This window comes from Amycolatopsis sp. cg9 (assembly GCF_041346945.1).
Taxonomy (GTDB): domain Bacteria; phylum Actinomycetota; class Actinomycetes; order Mycobacteriales; family Pseudonocardiaceae; genus Amycolatopsis.
In genome coordinates, this window is sequence record NZ_CP166850.1 from 1,987,539 (window position 1) to 2,007,554 (window position 20,016).

A 20,016-nucleotide genomic window follows, 5' to 3' on the forward strand; every position below is an offset into this window, starting at 1 on the left:
CCCGGTTCAGGCGATCGGCGGCCGCCCCGGTAGCGGGGACTTGAACTCCACCCACATCGAGTCCGTCAGTGCCTCCACGTGGTGCTCCACCCCGCGTGGGTGCAGCACCGAATCCCCCGGCTCCAGCTCCGCCTCCTCCCCGGCCACCGCGCCCCGCAGCCGGCCCGAAAGGACGTAGACGATCGAGTCGTGGTCGTGCGAGTGCGGCGGCGACGCCACACCCGACGGGTAGTGGATCAGGTAGGCCAGGCCGCTCGACGCCGACTCCAGCAGCCGGAACCGGCCCTCGCCGCCGGTGAGAGGAAGGCCCTCCACCGTGCGCAGCGGCTGCCACACTTGCTCGTCCATGCCGCCCATGATGACCCAAAACCCGTGAGTCCACACAGGACCGGCTTAGGTTAGGCATGTGTAATTTAGGCCTGCCTGACCGGAAAAGCAGCTCTCGCCCCGGTTCCTTTTCCGTGTTTCACTTGTCCCGTGACCGAAACGATCGACGGTGACGCCGTGGAGCACGCGCACGAGCCGCACCAGGACGTGGGCGGGAAGCTGAACTGGCTGCGGGCCGGGGTGCTCGGGGCGAACGACGGCATCGTGTCGGTCGCCGGGATCGTCGTCGGGGTCGCCGGGGCGACCACCGAAAGCACCGCGATCCTCACGGCCGGGATCGCCGGGCTCGTCGCCGGGGCCTTTTCCATGGCCGGCGGCGAATACGTCTCCGTCAGCACCCAGCGCGACACCGAACAGGCGTTGCTCCGGCTCGAAAAGCAAGAGCTCAAGACGATGCCGGAGGCCGAGGAGCGCGAGCTCGCCGAGATCTACGAAGCCAAGGGGCTTTCGCCGGACCTCGCGAGCCGCGTCGCGCGGGAACTGACCGAAAAGGACGCGCTGCAGGCGCACGCGGAGGCCGAGCTCGGCATCGATCCGGACAACCTGACCAGCCCGTGGCAGGCCGCGTGGGCGTCGCTGGTCGCGTTCTCGGTCGGCGCGCTGCTGCCGATCCTGTCCATCGCCTGGGCCGGCGTCTCCCTGCGGGTGTGGGCGTGCGCGGCCGCGGTGGTCGTCGGCCTGACGCTGACCGGGTGGGTCAGCGCGCGGCTCGGGGAAGCCAAGGTGGGGCGCGCGATCCTGCGCAACGTCGGGGTCGGCGCCCTCACCATGGTCGTGACCTACTTCGTCGGGGTGCTCTTCGGAGTCACCGTCGGCTAGCTAGTGGACGCCCTTCATCAGCTTGCGGATGAAGGGGATGCCCAGGAACAGCAGCACGCCGACCCCGATGGCGACGCCGCCGACCGTGCTGAAGTACGGCGCTTCGTCGTCGACGGTGTAGTACTCGGCGAGCTTGCCGGACATCGCCGTGCCCAGGGAGATCGAAAGGAAGTTCAGCGCCACCATCTGCGTGCGGAACGCCTCCGGCGCGAGCTTCGTCGACAGCGACAGCCCGACCGGCGAAAGGCACAGCTCGGCGATCGTGAAGACGAACAGGATGCCGACCATGGCCAGCATCGGGCTGGCGTTCTTGCCGCTGCCCACCATCGGCAGGAACAGCAGGAACGCGACGCCCATCAGCACCGTGCCGAGGACGAACTTCATCGGCGTCGACGGCTGGCGGTCGCCGAGCTTCGTCCACAGCGCCGCCAGGATCGGCGCGAACACGATGATGAACACCGGGTTGATCGAGTTGACCCAGGACACCGGCATCTCCCAGCCGAACAGGCTCCGGTTCAGCCGCTGGTCGGTGTAGGCCGCGACGACCGTGAACTGCTGCTGGTACAGCGAAAAGAACGCGGCGCTGGCGATGAACATCGGGATGAACGAGAACACCCGGCTGCGCTCGACGCCGGTGATCTTGCGGCTGGTCAGGATGATGAGGAAGTAGATCACCGAGATCACGGCGACCACCCACACGACGACGTCGGCGAGGTTGCCCGGGTTGACGACGCCGGTCGTCACCAGCACGACGATGGCGGCGACCAGCAGCACCGCGGCCGCGATCGCCAGCAGGCGCTGCGACGACGGCAGCGGGTTCGGCACCTCCTTGGCCTTGTCGCCGAGGTTCTTGCGGCCGAGCGTGTACTGGATCAGGCCGAGCGCCATGCCGATCGCGGCGAGGCCGAAGCCGAGGTGGAAGCCGACCTCGGTCTGCGCGAGCCCGGTCAGCAGCGGGCCGACGAAGGCGCCGAGGTTGACGCCCATGTAGAAGATCGTGAAGCCGGCGTCGCGGCGCTCGTCGCCTTCGGCGTAGAGCGTGCCGACGATCGCCGTCGCGTTGGACTTCAGCCCGCCGCTGCCGACCGCCACGCACACCAGGCCGACGCCGATCCCGGTCAGGCCCGGCAGCAGCGCCAGGCTGATGTGGCCGGCCATGATCAGGACGGCGCTGTAGAACAGCGTCCGTTCGGAACCGAGCAGCCGGTCGGCCACCCACGCGCCGACGACCGCCGACAGGTAGACCAGGCCGCCGTACGCGCCGACGATGCCGAGCGCGGACTCCTGCGCGAGGCCGAGACCACCCTGGTCGACCTGGTAGTAGAGGTAGATGGGGAGGATGCCGAGCATCCCGTAGTAGGAGAAGCGCTCCCACATCTCGACGCCGAAGAGGTTCGCCAGTCCTCGTGGGTGCCCGAAGAACCTCGTGTCCTGCTGGACCTCGGTGGAGGTGCTCACAACTCTGTCTTCCTTTGTCTCGGACTTCGTTGTCGCTTGGCATGCTATGAGGACACCGTGTGACCCACCACCGCCACCCCGTGTGGCGACGGCCATAACGATCCGTGACAAAGAGGCATTAAAATACCGTCAAAGGTGCGCCGGGAAGTCTGGTCGGCAAAGGTGATCAGCGACCCCAGGAGCCGCCCCGATGTCCCGCCCGTTCAGTGAATTCGCCCGCTACCTGCGCACCGAGACGACCGGCGGGCTGATCCTGCTCGCCGCGACCGCGGTCGCCCTGCTCTGGGCCAATTCGCCGCTGCGGGACAGCTACCACGCCCTGCGCGACTTCCGGCTCGGCCCGGAGTTCCTGCACCTGAACCTGACGATCGGCGACTGGGCCAAGGACGGCCTCCTCGCCCTCTTCTTCTTCGTCGCCGGGCTGGAGCTCAAGCGCGAGCTCGTCGTCGGCGAGCTGTCCCGGTTCAAGCAGGCGATCCTGCCGGTCGTCGCCGCCGTCGGCGGCATGGTCGTGCCCGCGCTCGTCGCGCTGTCCGTCGGCTGGGGGACGCCGGGCATCGACCGCGCCTGGGCCATCCCGGTGGCCACGGACATCGCGTTCGCGCTCGGCGTGCTCGCGCTGACCGCGTCCAACCTGCCCTCGAGCGCGCGGGTCTTCCTGCTTTCGCTGGCTGTGGTGGACGACCTCGGCGCGATCATCGTCATCGCCGTGCTGTTCACGACGGGCTTCGACCTGGTCGCGGTGGCCGTCGCCGTCGCCGCGCTCGCGCTGTACGCGTTTTTCCAGCACCGGCGCGTCCGGACGCCGTGGCTCTACGTGCCGTTGGCGCTGATCACCTGGGTCGCGGTGCACTCGGCGGGCATCCACGCGACGATCGCCGGCGTCGCGCTCGGCCTGCTCACCCGCGTCCGCCCCGACGAAGGCGAGGCCGAGGCTCCCGCGCTGCGGCTCGAGCACCGGCTCCAGCCGTGGTCGGCGGCGGTGGCCGTGCCGGTGTTCGCGCTGTTCGCGGCCGGGATCTCGGTCAGCGGCGACGCACTGGGCGCGGTCTTCACGACGGCGTTGCCACTCGCCGTGCTCGCCGGTCTGCTCGTCGGCAAGTTCGTCGGCATCCTGGGCGCCAGCTTGCTCGCCGTGAAGCTGCGCGTGGCGGAAAAACCGCGTGGCATGACCTGGCGGGACCTGGCCGCGTTGTCGGTGCTCGGCGGGGTCGGGTTCACGGTCAGCCTGCTGATCGCGGAGCTGGCGTTGCCCGGCGAGGCGAGCGAGCTGGCCAAGGCCGCGGTGTTGATCGCGTCCGCGGCGGCGTCCCTGCTGGCGGCGGCGCTGCTACTCCGCCGTAGCAAAGTGCACGCCCGAATCTCCGACACACTGTGACTCCGTCGCGCCCGGTTTCGGGACACATGGCACGATGACCCGGTGAGCAGCCCCAAACACGAACGCACCGGCCCCGACGGCGTGGGGGCCGTGCCTTACCTCCCGCTGTCCTCCGCCTCCGACGTCCCCGGTGACCAGTCGCTCGGCCGGCTGGTCGGCGACGCGACCCAGCACATCTCGACCCTGGTCAGGGCCGAGATGGAACTCGCGAAGTCCGAGCTGGTCGGCGAGGTGAAGAAGGGCCTCAAGGGGGCCGTCTACTTCCTGATCGCGCTGACCGTCTTCCTGTACAGCACGTTCTTCCTGTTCTTCTTCGCGGCCGAAGGCCTGGCCCAGTGGCTGCGCTACCGCTGGATCGCGTTCGGCATCGTGTTCTTCCTGATGCTGGTCGTCGCCGGGGTGGCCGGGTTCCTCGGCTACCGCAAGGTGAAGAAGTTCAAGGCACCCGAGCGGACCATCGCCAGCGTCAAGGAGACCGCCGCCGCGCTCAAGCCGCAGAAGGCGCCCGACGCCGACCTGACGACCACTCGCGACTGAGGCGTTGCCCGCTTCCCCCGACCCGTCGAGCGTCCGGCTCGACGGCCCGTGGGCCCACCGCGACGTGTCGGCGAACGGCATCCGGCTGCACGTCGCCGAGCTCGGCGACGGACCGGTCGTGGTGCTGCTCCACGGGTTCGCCGAGTTCTGGTGGACCTGGCACCACCAGCTGCGCGCGCTCGCCGACGCCGGGTTCCGCGCGGTCGCCGTCGACCTGCGCGGCTACGGCGACTCGGACAAGCCGCCCCGCGGTTACGACGCCTGGACGCTCGCCGGCGATGTCGGCGGGCTGATCAAGTCGCTCGGGGCGCGGCGCGCACACCTCGTCGGGCACGCGTGGGGCGGCATGCTCGCGTGGACGGTCGCCGCGCTGCACCCCCGGCTGGTGTCGTCGGTGACGGCGATCGGCGCCGCCCACCCGCTCGCCCTGCGGTCCGGCGCCGCCCGCCCGTGGGGCGGCCAGGGCCGTGCGGCCGGGCACCTCTTCCGCTTCCAGGTGCCGATGGCGCCGGAGAAGTGGCTCGTGAAGGACGACGCCCAAGCCGTCGCAGACCTCTTCGGCGGCTGGGCCGGGAGCCGGTGGCGGTCCACTTCGGACTTCATCGACAGCGTCGAGGAGTTCCGGCACGCCATGCTCGTGCCCGGCGTCGCGCACAGCGCGCTCGAGTACTACCGGTGGGCGTTCCGCGCGCAGTTCCGCGGCGAAGGCCGCCGGTTCACCGACGCCGTCGGCGCCCGGATCGCGGCGCCGACCCTGCAGCTGCACGGCGCCGACGACACCTGCATCCTGCCCGAGACGGCGACGTCGTCGGTGCGCTGGGCAGGCCCGCACGCCGAGCCGTCGCTCTGGCCGGGCGTCGGGCACTTCCCCCACCTCGAAGTCCCGGACCGCACGTCGGCGGCGCTGGTGGACTTCCTCAAGCGAGACTGATCGCGTTCTTCGCCCGATCGACCGACTCCTCCGAAGGACCACCCTCCGGGTTCTCCGTCGCCAGTGCCTGGTTGAGCGCGACGAACGGCCGCATCCGCCGTTCGTAGGCCGCGAACGCCTCCTCGTGACCGGCCCGGCCCAGTTCCTGCGCGAGGACGTACGCGCCGACCAGCGCGAGGCTCGTTCCCTGGCCGGACAACGCCGACGCGCAGTAGCCGGCGTCGCCGACCAGCGCGATCCGGCCCGCCGACCAGCGGTCCAGCTCGATCCGGGCCATCGCGTCGAAGTAGAACACGTCCGCCGACGCCATCGCTTCGAGCAGCTTCGGCACCTCCCAGCCGACGCCGCCGAGCCGTTCGGCGATCAGCCGCTTCTGCTCCGGGACGGTCAGCCGGGGCAGCGGCTCCGAGCCGAACCCGAGCGTCACGCGCAGCTCCGTGTTGTCCCGCACCGGGTACGCGACGCCGCCGGTGTGCTCGTGGCGGAACCAGACCTGCCAGTCCTCGAGCCCGAGGAAGTTGGGCGCCGGGAAGATCGCCAGGTACTGCCCGAGGTGGCGGACGAATCGCTCCTCCGGCCCGAAGGCGAGCCGCCGCACGGCCGAGTGCAGGCCGTCGGCGCCGACGACGAGGTCGAACGTCCGGAAGCCGCCGTGTTCGAACTCGACGCGCACGCCGTGCGCCTCTTCGGTCAGCGCCGTGATCGCGTCACCGAAGACGTACTCGACGTCGGTCGCCTCGTGCAGGATCGCGACGACGTCGTCGCGCAGGACCTCGAAGTCGTCGTTGTCGAGCCGCCCGCTGCTGTAGGTGAACTCCTCCGACCGGAACAGCTCCTGGCCCTGACCGTCCACCATGGACATCCCGCGCATCCGGGTGCGCAGCGCGCGCATCCGGTCGCCGAGGCCCATCTCGTCGACGACGTCGAGCGCGACACCGCGCACGTCGATCGCCTGGCCGCCGGTGCGCGGGCCGGGCGCGCGCTCGACCACGGTGACCGACCAGCCGTCGCGGGCCAGGAACCAGGCCAGGGTGCCGCCGGCGACGCCGGCGCCGGAGATCAGGATGTTCCGCATGTTTCCTCCAGAGTCGTACACTGCTGCGCACCACAGTGGAGTTCGCGCAGGTGTACGGCAAAATCTGTACTAGTACAGATGGCCCACTGTGCTAGGTCAGGGAGAAGCCGTGAAGTACGTGGTCATCGCCGAGGAGCTGCGCGGCCGGATCGCGCGGGGCGAGCTGGCGCCGGGCGTGCGGGTGCCCTCGACCCGGCGGCTCGCCACCGATCACGGCGTCGCGCCGGCGACCGCGGCGAAGGCGCTCGCCCTGCTGAGCCAGGAGGGCCTGGTGCGTGCGGAACCGCGGTCCGGCACGGTCGTCGCGGGCCGCGAAAGCCGCGGCAGCCAGCGCGGGCTGACCCGCGACCGGCTCGTGCGCACGGCCATCGACATCGCCGACGCCGAAGGTCTCGGCGCGCTGTCGATGCGGGGCGTCGCGGCCCGGCTCGGCGTCGCCCCGATGGCGCCGTACCGGTACGTGCGCGGCCGCGATGAGCTGGTGCTGCTGATGGCCGACGCCGCGTTCGGCGAGCGCGGCTACCCGGCGAAGCCGTCGGGCGACTGGCGCGCCCGGCTGATGCTCGGCAGCCGCACGCTCTGGTCGCTCTTCAAGCGCCACCCGTGGCTGGCGCAGCTCGGGCCGATCACGCGGCCGCTGCCACTGCGGAACCTCGCCACCCACGGCGAGTGGGCGCTGTCCGCGCTGTCGGAGCTGGGGGTCGACGCCGCGACCCTCTGCGACCTGCACGTCCTGTTGTTCAGCCACGTCCAGGGCATGGCCGTCCACCTGGAACGCGAGCAGAGCGCCCTGGCGTCGTCCGGGCTGACCGAGGAGGACTGGATAGACCACCAAGGGGCCGCCGTCATGGCGATGACGGCCGGGCACCCGACGTTCGCGCGGATGCTCGCCGACCTGACCGAAACCGGCTACGACCTGGTCCTCGACGACATCTTCGAGTCGGGGATGCGGGCGCTGCTGGACGGCCTCGCCCTGCGGTTCGGGCGTTAGGCGGCGCAGGAGCCGGTCGACACGTTCGACGTCTGCGACGGCGCCGCGTCGACCTCGGCGCGGACCTGCTCGGCCGTCAGCGTGAAGCCCGTCTCCGGGTCTTCCACCGCCGCGCCGAAGACGACGCCGATGACCTTGCCGTCCGGAGTCACCATCGGACCGCCCGAGTTGCCGCTGCGGATCTCCGCGCGGACCGTGAAGACGTCCCGCTGGACGGTGTTGGCCTCGTAGATGTCCGGGCCGCGCAGGTTGATCCGGCCGCGCACGCGGGCCGGTGTCGCCCGGTACGGGCCGTCGAGCGGGTAGCCGAGCACGATCGCGCTGTCGCCCGCCCGCGCCGTTTCCGGGGCGAACTGCAGCGGCTCGGCGCGCAGCCGCGGCACGGCCAGCACCGCGATGTCGACCTCCGGGTCGAAGTAGACGACGCGCGCGGGGTAGTCGCCCTGCGTCGTCTCGATGCCGACGGTGTCGGTGCCGGCCACGACGTGCGCGTTCGTCATCACCCGCTGCGGCGCGATCACGAACCCGCTGCCCTCGAGGGACCGCGAGCACGAGCTGGCGCTGCCGCGGATCTTGACCACGCTGCCGTGCAGCTGCTGGACGGTGCCGCTGCTCTGCAGGGCGGGGTCCGGCGGCGAGGTGTCCGCCGTCGGCGCCTTCTCGAACGGATCCATGATGGACGGGAAGCCGGACGCGTCGAGCAGCTTGCGCAGCTGGCTCGGGAAGCCCTGGGCGGCCGCCGGCATGGTGTCGTTGACCTTGCCGAGCACCACCGAGCCGTTGATCGCCTTGGCCAGCCCCGGCAGGCCGGACACGGTCGTCAGCGGCGTCGCGATCAGCCACGCGACCACGAAGACGACCAGCGCCTGCACGACCGCGCCGAGCGTTTTGTCGACACCGGAGAGCTTGTCGGGCCGGATCTTCTGCCGGAGCTTGCGCCCCACGTAGACGCCGATCGCCTCGCCGAACGCGACGAGGAACACGACGGTCGCGACCGCGAAGGCGACCTTCCACACCGGGTCGTCGAAGAACGAGACCACCACCGGCGCCAGCTTGATGCCGACGATCGCGCCGAGCACGACGCCGACCAGCGACGGCAGCGCGATGATCACGCCCTGGTACGCGCCGGACACCGCCGCCAGCAGGGCCAGCAGCAGGACCAGCACATCGACCCAGTTCACGGCGTCACCCTTCCCCGTCCACCCGCGCCCGGTACGCGGCCAGCGCCTCGTCGAGGTCCCGGACGTCGCCCGGGTCCCATTCGCGCTCCCAGCCTCCCAGGCTCAGGAGTACCGACAGCAACCCGGCGGTGAACCCCCACACGAACAGGCCGCTGACCTCGAAGGCGGGCCCCTTCCACGGCGCGCCGGCCTTCTTGACCGTGAACCGGTTCGCCGGGTCGACCAGGTCGGCGACGGCGACCCGGGCGACGGACGCCGTCTCGGCCGGGTCCACCGCGTGCACCGGCGACGGCTCCGCCCAGTGCGCCAGCACCGGCGTCACCGCGAAGCCGGACACCGGGACGAACAGCTCCGGCAGCACCGCGACCGGCCGGACGCCGGCCGGGACGACCCCGGTCTCCTCCTCGGCCTCGCGCAGCGCGGTGCCGATCGGGCCGCCGTCGCCTTCCTCGGCGCCGCCGCCGGGGAACGAGACCTGCCCGGCGTGCGAGCCGAGCGTGTCGGCGCGGCGCTGGAGCAGGACGTCGGGTTCGCCGTCGGCTTCACGCTCGCCGAAGAGGATGAGGACCGCCGCGGCACGCGTGTACGCGGCTTCGGGCGGGCTGAACCGCGTGAACGTCTTCGAGTCGACCTCGCCGCTGACCTTGACCAGCGGCCGCAGCCACTCGGGCACCGACTCCGGCTCGACCAGTGGTCCGATCACGATGCCCCCTCGACTGCCGCGCGCACCTGGTCAGTGTTCCCGAAGGTCCGGGGATTCGCGATGAACCGGACCTCGCCGCCCGCGGTGACCAGGTAGGACGCCGGGAGCGCCGAGGGCACCTTGAGCGCCGTCCGGACCGGACCGCTGCCGCCTTCCCCGTCGAACACCGACGGAAGGTGCACGCCCAGCCGCGCGAGGAGGTTCAAGCCGTCCGCCGCCGGGCTCTGCACCTGGACGCCGAGGACGCGCACGGCACCCGGCTGCTTCGCGTACTCCTGGAGCACGGGCAGCTCGGTCCGGCACGGCTGGCACCACGACGCCCACACGTTGACCAGCACCGGAGCCCCGGCGAGGGCCTGACCGACGTCGACGCTCGCGCCGTCGCCGAGGCAGTCCGCCTTGACGCCTTCGAGCTGCTTCACCGGCGGCCCGGAGCCCGGCGCGGGACACGGCCGGAGCGCCGCCGCCGACCGGGCCGGCGCGAGGTCTTCCGACGGCTTCGCGGCGGTGTCGTCACCCCCGCGGGGCAGCAGCGCGACGATCAGCGCCACCGCCAGCACCGCGACGGCCAGCGCCCACTTGGTGACTCTCGTCACCGGGGCGCCGCCAGCGCCAGGATGTGGTCCTTTTCGACACCCTTGACCAGTTTCGCGGCTTCCTCGAAGCCGGTCGGGCCGGTGCCGTACGACGGGCAGTCCCTGGCCAGCGGGCAGGCGCCGCAGGCGGGCTTCTTGGCGTGGCAGACGCGACGGCCGTGGAAGATCACCCGGTGCGAGAGCATCGTCCACTCCTTGCGGGGGATCAGCTCGCCGATCGCGTGCTCGACCTTGACCGGGTCCTCCTCCGCCGTCCAGCCCCAGCGCCGGACCAGCCGGCCGAAGTGCGTGTCGACGGTGATGCCGGGGATGTCGAAGGCGTTCCCGAGCACGACGTTGGCGGTCTTGCGGCCGACGCCGGGCAGGGTGACGAGGTCGTCGAGCTTGGCGGGCACCTCACCGTCGAAGCGCTCGACCAGCGCCGCGCCGAGCCCCATCACGGAGTTCGCCTTGGCCCGGTAGAAGCCGGTGCTGCGGAGGTACTCCTCCAGCTCGGTGCGGTCGGCGCCCGCGTAGTCGGCGGCGGTCCGGTAGCGCTTGAACAGCGCCGGCGTGACCAGGTTCACGCGGACGTCGGTGGTCTGCGCGGACAGCACGACCGCGACCAGCAGTTCCAGCGGCGTGGTGAAGTCGAGCTCACAGTGGGCGCCGGGATACACGTCGTCCAAGCAACGCTTCATCCGCCTGGCGCGTCTCACCAGAGCCAATCGGCTTTCACCAGCGCCCTCACGGGGGGCGTTCGTGGTGGCAGGAGGCACCCCGATAGCCTACGGGCGCCGTCGGACGGGCCGGTCAGTGCACCGGTGGACACCGACACGCCAGAGCACCACCTCGGCGCAGTTTTCCGGCCGCCATGAGCGAGGATCTGGAGTAGATGCTTTTCACTGAGTGTTTCGGGGTCCGGTCATGACTGTCTGGTTCGTCATCCTGGTCCCCCTCGTGATCATGTTCTTCGCGCTCTTCATGGAGCGCGTCGAAAGCAGGCTCAAGCACGTCGCGGTGCAGGAGAACGAGGTCGAAGAGTTCCTCGAGCAGGCGCAGCCCAACGAGGTCAGGGCGCTCTACGGCCACGGCATCGGCCGGGCCCTCGAGCTGTTCCGGCTGCGTAGGCTGGGCGGACGGGCAGCCAGGCTACGCGCGCGTCGCGTGCGGAGTTAGGCTCCACGTTCGAACGAGATCGTTTCGGCGGGCCGCGCGTCCGACGGGCGATCTCGGGAGTACGCCCTAGACTGACGCGCAAGTGATCGGCGTCACGCTCTTCCAGCCACGGGAGGGCGTGAACGTTTCTCGACGAGGAGGCACCCGAGGTGGACGAAACCCTGGCCCGTGCGGGCATTTTCCAGGGTGTGGAGCCGGCAGCGGCGGAGGCGCTGGCCCAGACCTTGGAATCCGTGGAGTTCCCCCGCGGCCATGTCATCTTCAACGAGGGTGAACCCGGCGACAAGCTGTACATCATCCAGTCCGGCAAGGTGAAGATCGGCCGCAAGTCCCCGGACGGCCGCGAGAACCTGCTGGGCATCTTCGGTCCGTCCGACATGTTCGGCGAGCTGTCCATCTTCGACCCCGGCCCCCGGACGTCGAGCGCGACCACGGTCACCGAGGTCCGCGCGGTCACCATGGACCGCCCGGCCCTGCGCCAGTGGATTTCGACCCGCCCGGAGATCGCCGAGCAGCTGCTGCGCGTGGTTGCGCGCCGGCTGCGCCGGACGAACAACATGGTCGCGGAACTGATCTTCACCGACGTCCCCGGCCGCGTGGCGCGCGCGCTGCTGCAGCTCGCGCAGCGGTTCGGCAGCCAGGAGGCGGGCCTGCTGCGGGTCACGCACGACCTGACGCAGGAAGAGATCGCCCAGTACGTCGGCGCGTCCCGCGAGACCGTCAACAAGGCCCTCGCCGACTTCGCCCACCGCGGCTGGCTGCGGCTCGAAGGCAAGAGCGTGCTGATCCTGGACCCGGAGCGCCTGGCTCGCCGCGCTCGCTGAGTCTGTTTTCGAAGAAGGCCCCCTCACCCAGGTGAGGGGGCCTTCTTCTTGCCTTGGCCGACAACAACAAAGAGCCGGGCGCCACCCCCGACGTGGCGCACCGGCTCTTCGTTGTTGCGCGGACCATCCCCCGACGATCCGCGCTCCCCGCCCTCCGGACCAGGCCCCGACCCATATGCCGGAGGGAGCTGGGTTCTGTGCTGTTGTTCAACCATCACGGCCCATACCCACGAATTCAAGGCCATTCACTCTCAAGGACGCCGTCGGGGTCGTTTCGTTGCACGAGTTCACGGAGAATATCGTGACTGTTACCCGATCGAGACCTGGTGACGCAGCTGACCCGTAAATAACTGGTACTCACGTACCACTCTGGGTCATACTGGCACGCGTGTCCCACTCCGAAGGTCGTACGTCTCTGGCCGACTACCGCAGCGCGCTGACGACCCGCGCGGCGCGGCGGCCCGCCGTCGCGTCCGTGCTCGCCCGCCTGCCGATCGCGATGATCGGCATCTCGGCCCTGCTCTACGTCCAGCGCGAGACCGGGTCCTTCGCCGCCGCCGGACTCGTCTCGGCCGGTTCACTCGTCGGGGTGTCGGTCGGCGCCGTCGTGCAGGGCAGGCTCATCGACCGGTTCGGGCCGACGCGGCCGCTGCTCGTCGTCGCACTGCTGTCGGCGCTCTCGATGGCGGCGCTGGTGACGGCGATCGAATCCCACGCGCCGACGGCCGCGCTCGTCACGCTGGGCGCGGTGACCGGGCTGTCGGAACCGATGGTCGGGTCGGCGTCGCGGGCGCTGTGGACGCGGCTGCTCCCGCCGGGTGGCGCGCGCAACGCGGCCTTCTCCTACGAGGCCATCAGCATGGAGGTCTTCTTCATCCTCGGCCCCGGTGTCGCCGGGCTGCTGGTGCTGGCGCCGTGGGCGGGGACCGGCCTGGTGCTGGGCGTCGCGCTGCAGTTCACCGGCGCGGTGCTGTTCGCGCTGAGCCCGGCGGTCCGGGCGTGGGGTCCGGCTTCGACTCCGTCGGGCTCCCTGCTGGGCGCGCTGGCGAGCCCGGGCATGCGGACGCTGGCGCTGGCCGCGCTCGGCTTCGGCGTGGTGATCGGGTTCGTCGAGGTCGCCGTGCCGGCGTCGGCCACCGAGGCCGGTTCTCCGTCGTTCGGCGGGTTGCTGCTGTCGGCGTGGTCGTTGAGCTCGGTCGCGTTCGGCGTGGCGTACAGCCTGCGCCCGTGGCCGCGGAAGCTGGGCCTGCGGCTGCCGGCGCTGCTCGGCGGGTTCGGCGCGCTGGTGGCGCTGCTCGCGTGGCCCTCCTCGCTGTGGGGCCTGGCCCTGATGATGCTGCTCGCGGGCGCGCTGATCACGCCGCAGTCGACGGCGCACTCGGCGGCGATCGAGCTGGTCGCGCCGTCCGGCACCGCGGCCGAGGCGTTCGGCTGGGTGTTGACAGCGGTGACGCTCGGGCTGGCCGGCGGCCAGTCGGTGAGCGGCTACATCGTCGAGCACGCGGGCCCGGGCATGGCGTTCCTGGCGGCGAGCGTGGCGGGACTCGTGCTCGCGGTGGCCGTCTGGCTGCTGCGCGGGACGGTCCGGCCGGTTTCGCAGCCTTCGGCCGTCTCTTCTCCGGCGTTGGCCGGCGCCGCCCAGTAGGTCGTTTTCGCAGCTCAGCGGCTTGCTACACGGTTTTTGTCGGTGCTCGGGGCTAGCTTGGCGGGCATGGACGTCACCGCGCCTGCCCACCGCCTCTCGGCGGCCGTCGCCGCCGCGTCGCGCCTGTTGCCCGCCCGCGCCGGGCTGCGGCTGCGGGCCGGCGCGGCGGGGCTGACGGTCGCCGGCAGCGACCCGGATCTCACCGTCCGGTTCGACTGCCCGGCGACCACGCACACCGACGGCTCCGTCGTCGTCCCGGCGGCGCCGCTGGTGGAGACGCTGAAGGTGCTCGACGCCGAACTGGTGCGCCTGGTCGTCGAAGGCAGCCGCCTGGCCCTGCGGCTGGACAACGCCCGCTTCGCGCTCCCGCTCCTCCCGGACACCGAGGCGGCCGACGGCCCGCCCGCCCAGGTGTCCGAAGTGGACGGTGCGGCGTTCGCCTCGGCGTTGCGGATCGTCGCGGGAACGGCGGCGAAGGACGACCCCCTCCCGCTGTTCACCGGCGTCCGCCTCCAAGCGGACGGCGACCGCCTGACGCTGACGGCGTCCGACCGCTACCGGATGGCGGTGGCCCGCCTCCCCCTGCGCTCGCCGGGCACGCTGGACGTCCTGGTCCCGGCGGCCCTGCTGACGGAGGCGGCCCGCCAGGCCCGCGGCCGGGTCGGACTGCACGTCGGCCCGGGCCGCTTCGGCGTGAGCTGGCCCGGCGGCCTGGTCGCCACGGCGGTCCTGGACGCGGGCTTCCTCTCCGAGGACTCGATCCACTCGGGCGCGGTCGACACGACGGTGTCACTACCGGCGGACGCCCTGGCGGCGGCCGTCCGCCGCGTCGGGGTGTACGCGGAGGACCGCCGGGTCCTGACCCTCGAGGTGGGCGACGCCCAGATCCGCCTGGCGAGCGCCCGCCAGGACACGGGCGAAGCGGAGGAGACCTTGAAGGCGGAGGTCACCGGCGGCCGGACGTCACCGTCGTTCCAGGCCCGCTACCTGCTCGACGCACTGCAGGCGTTCGACGGGGAACGGGTGGAGCTGTCGATCCAGCCGGGGATGCGGGCATGCATCCTGCGGGCGGCGGAGCCCGGGGAGGTGGAACTGACGTACTACCTGATGCCGATGCTCAGCCGATGATCTCGGCGAGGTCCCGTAGGACGACGTCGGCCGCCGGCCCGGCGGTGAACTCGCTGACGGTCAGCTCGGCGCTCCCGAAGCGCTGCTTGTAGGCCGCGCGGAGGTTCGGCGACGAGCGGCCGAGGGCCCACTCCATGGTCGAGTTGCTCTTCCGCAGGAAGTCGATCGGCAGGCTGCCGAGCACATAAAGCTCCGCGCGGCGGTCGCCACGTTCGAGGACCAAGCCGACCAGGTCGGCCACGAGGGTGCGCTTGCGCATCGCGTCGCGGCCTTTCCACTCGGCGGCCTTGAACTCGGCCACCCGGCGATCGGTCTCGAGGTCGAACTTCCGGCTCGGATCGTTCCCGGCGGCCAGCGACGGGCGCCGGACGATCCGCTCGCCCGGTTCGAGGATCGATGGCAACGCGCGGACGATCATGGTGGCGTGGATGAGGTCGTTGACGCGGCCGGCGTGCTGTCGCACCAGCAGCGCGCCCTTGAGCAGTTCATCGGTCAGGCCTTCGGGCGCCAGACGAGTGTCGACGGTGTCGCTGTCGGCACCCTCGAGGAGAGCTTCGAGCCGCCCGACGCGGCTGGACAAGGCCTCCTGCCCGAAGAACTCGTGCAGGTCGATGAAGGACTTGACCGCGGCACCGAGGTCGCTCACGGGTGCCGGCGTCTCGGCAGGCTGATCCGCGCCTTCCGGCTCGTGGGGTAGCGGGCTGGTCGGAAAACCGAGCCGCCGGAACTGGCGGATCGCGGCGTGCGAGATGAACTCCGTCCGCGACACACCCAGAACGCGCTCGAAGAGCTGCCTCGGCGGCCACCGCTGATCTCCGATGGCGACCCAGTGTGTGCGAATCGCTTCCGGCCCGCCCCGCGCCGCCGCGCTCAGCACATCGCCGCGGCTCAAGCGGTGCTGCTCGCCGTTCAGTACGAAATCGATCTCGCGCTCGTCGTCCACAGGCTGGGAGTCGCCCTGGCACCGGCAATTGCTACACCGGCGCCGCGGCGCCATCAGCTCGCCGAAGCTGCCTTGACGGCGGCCTCAACCTCGGCGAAGGACGGGTTCACCATGGCCGTCGACCCGACGATCACGGTCGGCACCGTCTCGTTGCCGTTCGCGACCTCGCGCACGCGTGCGGCCGCCGACGGGTCCTCCCAGATGTTGATCTTCCGGACGGTGAAGCCGCTCTTCGACAGCGGGCGGTCCAGTGCGGCGCAGAAGCCGCAGCCCGGGCGCCAGTAGAACTCGACCTCGACGTTGCTCATCCCTGTTCCTCCGACCGCAAGTAGTCCAGCTGCGCCTGCACGCTCAGTTCGGCGGGCGCCCACAGCGCCCGGTCGACGTCGGCGTACACGACCTCGACGACCTGGCGTGGGGTGGCGTCCGGCCCCAGCTCCTGCAGAGCCGAACGCACCTGGTCGAGCCGCTGTTCCCGATGCGCCAGGTACTCACGGGCGGTGGCCGGCAGGTCGGGGAGCTCCGGGCCGTGGCCGGGCAGCCCGGTCGTGCCCGCCGGCAGCTCGATGAGCTTGCGCAGCGAGCGCAGGTAGTCGCCGAGGTCGTGCAGCACCGTGGTGCCGCGGCCGAGGATCGTGTCGCCGGTCAGCACCTGGCCGTCGAGCACCAGCGAGACGGAGTCGTCGGTGTGCCCCGGCGTGTGCAGCACGCGGATCGACAGGCCGCCGGCCGTGATCACCTCGCCGTCCACAAAGGACGATGCGCCGAGGCACAGCGCGGGGTCGAACGCCCGCACCGGTGCTCCGACGCGCTCGGCGAACCACGGTGCGCCTTCGGCGTGGTCGGGGTGGAAGTGCGTGAGGAGCACCAGCTCCACCGCACCGGCCCCGGCCAGCAGCTCGAGGTGGTCGAGGTCGCGGTACCCCGGGTCGACGACGACGGCCGGGGTGTCCGGGGCCGCCCGCAGCACCCAGCTGTTGGTGCCTTCGAGCGTCATCGACGACGGGTTGTTCTCCAGCAGCACCGAAGCCGTCTCGGTGACCTGGCGCAGCACGCCGTACGCGGGGGCGCTCATCGCTTCTCCAGCACGACTCGGACCTGGTCGTTCTCGCGGATCAGCGTCGGCGCGATCCGGACGATCTCGCGCGGCGCGGCCAGCACGTCGTCGGCGGTCGCGAACTGCGCGAGTTCGCTCAGCGTCAGCCACGTCGGCGGCATCAGCATCCGCCGGCCTTCGCGCGCGTCGGCGATCGCGTCCTCGGGGCGCTGCCAGCCGGAGCTCGACGCCTCCGACGTCGCGCCGTCGGCCTGCTGGCCCTCCGGCAGCTTCGCGACGTAGAACCGGGTGTCGTAGCGGCGCGGCTCCTGCTCCGGCGTGATCCAGTGCGCCCACGGGCGCAGCAGGTCGGCGCGCAGCGTCAGGCCCGCGTCGGCGAGGAACCCGGCCAGCGACACCTCCCGCGTCTCCAGCGCCTGGCGGGCGGCGGCGTACGGCACGACGTCGGTCAGCACGGTTTCCGAGCTGCCCGCGAGCAGCACCCCGGACTCCTCGAACGTCTCGCGCACCGCCGCGCAGGTCAGCGCCCGCGCGAGAGCCTCGTCACAGCCGAACCTCGCGGCCCACCAGGACGGCTCCGGGCCGGCCCACGCCACCGACGCGTCGGCGTCGCGCTGGTCCACCCCGCCGCCGGGGAACACGGTCATCCCGCCCGCGAACGGCATGCCCTTGACCCGGTGCTGCAGGAAGATCTCGACGCCGTCGGCGCCGTCCCGGACCAGGATCACGGTCGCCGCGTCCTTCGGCGTCGCCGGCGGGCCGTCGGCGTTGGCGCGGGTGGCTACCCCGGCACCGACGGGGATGTCGAAGACAAACTCCTTTGGCTGCTCCACCCCGGCAACATACCTCCGGCACCCGACGTTCCGTCGCGCAGTTGTGGCATCCCAGACACGGCAAAAGCCGCACTTTCACGTGAAAGTGCGGCTTTGTGCCGCAGAGCTTAGGGGGCGGTCCAGCCGCGCTGGTCGCCGCCGGAGCGGGAAGCGCCGTTGAGCCGCATCTTCGCCGCCTCGGCCCGCTCGCGCTCGGCCAGCTCGGCGTGCAGTTCGCGCAGCAGCGCCCGGTCGCGCTCGCTCAGGCTCGGGTCGTCGAGGTCCAGTGCCGGCAGCTCGACGACTTCGTGCATCGACGGCTTGCCCGCGGCGATCTCGCGGCCCTTCTCCGGGTCTTCGGCCAGCGCCTGCCGCAGCTGCGCGACCTCCGCCGGCGTCAGGTCGGCGGTGCGCTCCGCGCGCGTCTCGGACCGCTCGGACCGCACCTTGCGGGACGGTTCCGGGGCCGGCGACGGCGGCGACACGATCGGCACCACCGGCGCGACCGGCTCGGGCGGCGCCGTCGTGGTGCTGCTCGACCGGATGCTGTGCCTGCTGCCCGACTCCGCGACCGGCTCCGGCGTCACCGGGGCCGGCGGCTTGACGACCGGCTCCGGCCGAAAGGAAGACGCGCTCGACGTCGTGCTCCCGGTCACCCAGGCCGGCGACGCGGCGGCCGACGCGGCCTGGTGGTACTCGGAGTGCGCCACCCCCGGACCGCTGACCTCGACGACCGAGTGGATCCCGGCCCGGCGCAGCGCCGTGTCGACGCGGAACGCGACGGCGGGCGGGTTGCCCTCCGGTCCCAGCTCGACCAGCACCACGCGCTGCGGCAGCGCGCCCGGCACGCTGCCGGCCGGCGTGTTGCGCCACACTGCGTGCACCGACCGGACGTCCGGCAGCACCTGCAGCGTCCGGTCGAGCGCCTCGGCGATGCCGAACTCCGGGGAGTTCTCGCCGCTGAACCGGTGCGTGTTGACCGGGTCGGCCTCGTCGACCAGCAGGTCGTTCGCCAGCGTCGCGTCCGAGCGGCTCATCTCGAGCACCAGCGCGAGCTCGCGCTGTTCGGCGGAGCTGACCGGGATCCGGCCCGCGATGAGCGTGCCGGTGGTCAGCTCGACCGCCTCGTCGATGTGGGCCCGGGCGATCAGCTCACGCGCTTCGGTGAGCGCGCTGTCGTCGATCCGGCCCGCCAGGGCCAGCAACAGGTTGTGCAGGCGCAGGGGCACCGAAAACCCGTCCATGGGCGGGCCGTCGTGGACCTCCACCATTGCCTTGCTCCCTCCCAGCTCGCTGGCGGGCGAGCGTTATGCGGCTACTAGCCGGTTCCCCGCCACCGCGCCCACGCAGACCAGCTCTGAGTCGGCCAGCGCGGCCCGGTGGTACCCCGGCAGGTCGAAACGCGGCGGGATGACTTCGACGCTGGGCTCTTCATCGCCCAGGACCCGCAGCACCCGCTGCAGCTCGCCGGTCAACCTCGGCAGCCCCGCCTGCGCGGTGATGAGCAGGACGCGCTTGGCGGTTCCCTGCCCGACCACACCGACGTGTCGCCAGCTCTGCCGCACTTCCCCCACGTCCGGGCGTCCCCGCAACGTTGCGTGGATCAACACGGACACGGAGTCGACCGAGTTAACCCATTCGGGCGCACTCGACGTGAATGTGTACCGGTTCTCGGTGACGTCGTCTACCCCCAGCGTCGAACTGACCTGGTGCCAGTCCGCGCCGTGCGGGATGAGACCGGCCACGAGCAGCCGGTACTCCGTCTGGTCGAGGTCGATCCTGTGCTTAAGCAAAGACCTCGGCAGGGTCCGGGCGAGGGTGCCCATCGCGCCCTCGCCGAGCCAGTCGCGGAACCGCCACAGCAGCTGGTCGGGCAGCCGCCCGGCCAGCCGGAGCAGCAGTTCGTGCGTGGACTGCTCGATGTCCGGGTCCATCACTGCACCTCCACGATCAGTTCGACCTCCACCGGCGAGCCGATGGGCAGCTCCGCGACGCCGACGGCCGAGCGGGCGTGCACGCCCGCGTCACCGAAGACCTCGCCGAGCAGCTCGGACGCGCCGTTGACGACCGCGGGCTGACCGGTGAAGCCCTCCGCGGAAGCCACGAAGCCGACAACCTTGACGATCCTCGCGACGTTGTCAATGCCGACCAGTGCGTGCACGGCCGCGAGCGCGTTGAGCGCCGACGTGCGGGCGTGGCCCTTCGCCTCTTCGGGGCTGATCTCCGCGCCGACCTTGCCGGTCGCGGCGAGCACGCCGTCGACGAAGGGCAGCTGACCCGAGGTGTAGACGTGCTTCCCGCTCTGGACGGCGGGCACGTAGGCGGCCAGCGGAGCGGCCACGCCGGGCAGCTCGATGCCGAGTTCCTTCAGCCGTTCGCTCCAGCTCACGCGG

At 71.4% G+C, this 20,016-nt stretch carries 23 protein-coding genes; 9 read left to right on the forward strand and 14 right to left on the reverse strand.

The genetic code is table 11. The features are described from left to right. Positions 1-6: 6 nt before the first annotated feature. Entirely contained in the window at positions 7-348 is a 342-nt protein-coding gene (locus AB5J73_RS09165) for a cupin domain-containing protein (RefSeq protein ID WP_370969272.1), read from the reverse strand. A 129-nt stretch (positions 349-477) separates the two neighbouring features. Between AB5J73_RS09165 and AB5J73_RS09170 the strand changes: the two genes are divergently transcribed. Further along, positions 478-1,206, forward strand: a complete 729-nt coding sequence (locus tag AB5J73_RS09170) for a VIT family protein (RefSeq protein WP_370969273.1) — start codon at positions 478-480, stop codon at positions 1,204-1,206. Here the strand turns inward: AB5J73_RS09170 and AB5J73_RS09175 are convergent, their stop codons facing one another. After that, positions 1,207-2,664, reverse strand: coding sequence for a peptide MFS transporter (locus tag AB5J73_RS09175; protein WP_370969274.1), 1,458 nt, complete (start codon positions 2,662-2,664; stop codon positions 1,207-1,209). A 190-nt stretch (positions 2,665-2,854) separates the two neighbouring features. Between AB5J73_RS09175 and nhaA the strand changes: the two genes are divergently transcribed. Genes nhaA through AB5J73_RS09190 form a run of 3 tightly spaced genes read left to right on the forward strand, consistent with a single transcriptional unit; the run spans position 2,855 to position 5,510 of the window. After that, the gene (gene nhaA / locus AB5J73_RS09180; RefSeq protein ID WP_370969275.1) at positions 2,855-4,042 is read left to right on the forward strand and encodes a Na+/H+ antiporter NhaA; all 1,188 of its coding nucleotides are present in this window, start codon (positions 2,855-2,857) and stop codon (positions 4,040-4,042) included. Between the two features lie 42 nt (positions 4,043-4,084). Further along, positions 4,085-4,579 carry a phage holin family protein gene (locus tag AB5J73_RS09185; protein ID WP_370969276.1) on the forward strand — a complete coding sequence of 165 codons (495 nt, stop codon included), beginning with the start codon at positions 4,085-4,087 and terminating at the stop codon, positions 4,577-4,579. Positions 4,580-4,583: 4 nt separating this feature from the next. Then, on the forward strand, positions 4,584-5,510 hold the full coding sequence (locus AB5J73_RS09190; RefSeq protein ID WP_370969277.1) for an alpha/beta fold hydrolase: 927 nt from the start codon (positions 4,584-4,586) through the stop codon (positions 5,508-5,510). On the opposite strand, the gene AB5J73_RS09195 is transcribed toward AB5J73_RS09190, so the two are convergent. Further along, positions 5,497-6,585 carry an FAD-dependent monooxygenase gene (locus tag AB5J73_RS09195; RefSeq protein WP_370969278.1) on the reverse strand — a complete coding sequence of 363 codons (1,089 nt, stop codon included), beginning with the start codon at positions 6,583-6,585 and terminating at the stop codon, positions 5,497-5,499. The genes AB5J73_RS09190 and AB5J73_RS09195 overlap by 14 nt on opposite strands. A 109-nt stretch (positions 6,586-6,694) precedes the next feature. Between AB5J73_RS09195 and AB5J73_RS09200 the strand changes: the two genes are divergently transcribed. Next, entirely contained in the window at positions 6,695-7,576 is an 882-nt protein-coding gene (locus tag AB5J73_RS09200) for a GntR family transcriptional regulator (protein ID WP_370969279.1), read from the forward strand. Here the strand turns inward: AB5J73_RS09200 and AB5J73_RS09205 are convergent. The 4 genes from AB5J73_RS09205 to nth are packed head-to-tail and all read right to left on the reverse strand — an operon-like array spanning position 7,573 to position 10,736. After that, entirely contained in the window at positions 7,573-8,757 is a 1,185-nt protein-coding gene (locus AB5J73_RS09205; RefSeq protein ID WP_086857919.1) for a MarP family serine protease, read from the reverse strand. The genes AB5J73_RS09200 and AB5J73_RS09205 overlap by 4 nt on opposite strands. Positions 8,758-8,761: 4 nt before the next feature. After that, entirely contained in the window at positions 8,762-9,460 is a 699-nt protein-coding gene (locus AB5J73_RS09210; RefSeq protein ID WP_370969280.1) for a CoA pyrophosphatase, read from the reverse strand. After that, complete coding sequence (locus AB5J73_RS09215; RefSeq protein ID WP_370969281.1) at positions 9,457-10,056, reverse strand: TlpA family protein disulfide reductase; 600 nt, start codon at positions 10,054-10,056, stop codon at positions 9,457-9,459. The genes AB5J73_RS09210 and AB5J73_RS09215 overlap by 4 nt, the downstream gene beginning before the upstream one ends. After that, positions 10,053-10,736 (reverse strand): endonuclease III, encoded by a 684-nt coding sequence (gene nth / locus AB5J73_RS09220; RefSeq protein WP_370969282.1) that lies wholly within the window; start codon positions 10,734-10,736, stop codon positions 10,053-10,055. The genes AB5J73_RS09215 and nth overlap by 4 nt, the downstream gene beginning before the upstream one ends. Positions 10,737-10,962: 226 nt before the next feature. Here nth and AB5J73_RS09225 point away from each other — a divergent pair, with 226 nt between their 5' ends. The 4 genes from AB5J73_RS09225 to AB5J73_RS09240 all read left to right on the forward strand — a co-directional run bounded on the left by AB5J73_RS09225 (position 10,963) and on the right by AB5J73_RS09240 (position 14,811). Then, positions 10,963-11,214 (forward strand): hypothetical protein, encoded by a 252-nt coding sequence (locus tag AB5J73_RS09225; RefSeq protein ID WP_013230551.1) that lies wholly within the window; start codon positions 10,963-10,965, stop codon positions 11,212-11,214. Between the two features lie 149 nt (positions 11,215-11,363). Beyond that, positions 11,364-12,038 carry a Crp/Fnr family transcriptional regulator gene (locus tag AB5J73_RS09230; RefSeq protein WP_003081747.1) on the forward strand — a complete coding sequence of 225 codons (675 nt, stop codon included), beginning with the start codon at positions 11,364-11,366 and terminating at the stop codon, positions 12,036-12,038. Positions 12,039-12,426: 388 nt separating this feature from the next. Next, positions 12,427-13,683 (forward strand): MFS transporter, encoded by a 1,257-nt coding sequence (locus tag AB5J73_RS09235; RefSeq protein ID WP_370969283.1) that lies wholly within the window; start codon positions 12,427-12,429, stop codon positions 13,681-13,683. Positions 13,684-13,749: 66 nt separating this feature from the next. Then, a complete protein-coding gene (locus tag AB5J73_RS09240; protein WP_370969284.1) occupies positions 13,750-14,811 on the forward strand; it encodes a DNA polymerase III subunit beta in 1,062 nt (353 codons plus the stop codon). Here the strand turns inward: AB5J73_RS09240 and AB5J73_RS09245 are convergent. The 7 genes from AB5J73_RS09245 to AB5J73_RS09275 all read right to left on the reverse strand — a co-directional run bounded on the left by AB5J73_RS09245 (position 14,801) and on the right by AB5J73_RS09275 (position 20,012). Continuing rightward, positions 14,801-15,754: a hypothetical protein gene (locus AB5J73_RS09245; RefSeq protein ID WP_370969285.1), complete on the reverse strand. Its 954-nt coding sequence runs from the start codon at positions 15,752-15,754 to the stop codon at positions 14,801-14,803. The genes AB5J73_RS09240 and AB5J73_RS09245 overlap by 11 nt on opposite strands. A gap of 53 nt (positions 15,755-15,807) precedes the next feature. After that, a complete protein-coding gene (locus AB5J73_RS09250; protein ID WP_370969286.1) occupies positions 15,808-16,062 on the reverse strand; it encodes a glutaredoxin family protein in 255 nt (84 codons plus the stop codon). Then, the gene (locus tag AB5J73_RS09255) at positions 16,059-16,829 is read right to left on the reverse strand and encodes an MBL fold metallo-hydrolase (RefSeq protein WP_370969287.1); all 771 of its coding nucleotides are present in this window, start codon (positions 16,827-16,829) and stop codon (positions 16,059-16,061) included. The genes AB5J73_RS09250 and AB5J73_RS09255 overlap by 4 nt, the downstream gene beginning before the upstream one ends. After that, positions 16,826-17,644, reverse strand: coding sequence for an NUDIX hydrolase (locus AB5J73_RS09260; RefSeq protein ID WP_370969288.1), 819 nt, complete (start codon positions 17,642-17,644; stop codon positions 16,826-16,828). Before AB5J73_RS09260 ends, AB5J73_RS09255 begins: the two co-directional genes overlap by 4 nt. A 107-nt stretch (positions 17,645-17,751) precedes the next feature. Further along, positions 17,752-18,894 (reverse strand): hypothetical protein, encoded by a 1,143-nt coding sequence (locus AB5J73_RS09265; RefSeq protein WP_370969289.1) that lies wholly within the window; start codon positions 18,892-18,894, stop codon positions 17,752-17,754. Positions 18,895-18,930: 36 nt separating this feature from the next. Further along, entirely contained in the window at positions 18,931-19,557 is a 627-nt protein-coding gene (locus tag AB5J73_RS09270; RefSeq protein ID WP_086859607.1) for a hypothetical protein, read from the reverse strand. After that, entirely contained in the window at positions 19,557-20,012 is a 456-nt protein-coding gene (locus AB5J73_RS09275) for a RidA family protein (protein ID WP_284745151.1), read from the reverse strand. Before AB5J73_RS09275 ends, AB5J73_RS09270 begins: the two co-directional genes overlap by 1 nt. Positions 20,013-20,016 lie beyond the last annotated feature (4 nt).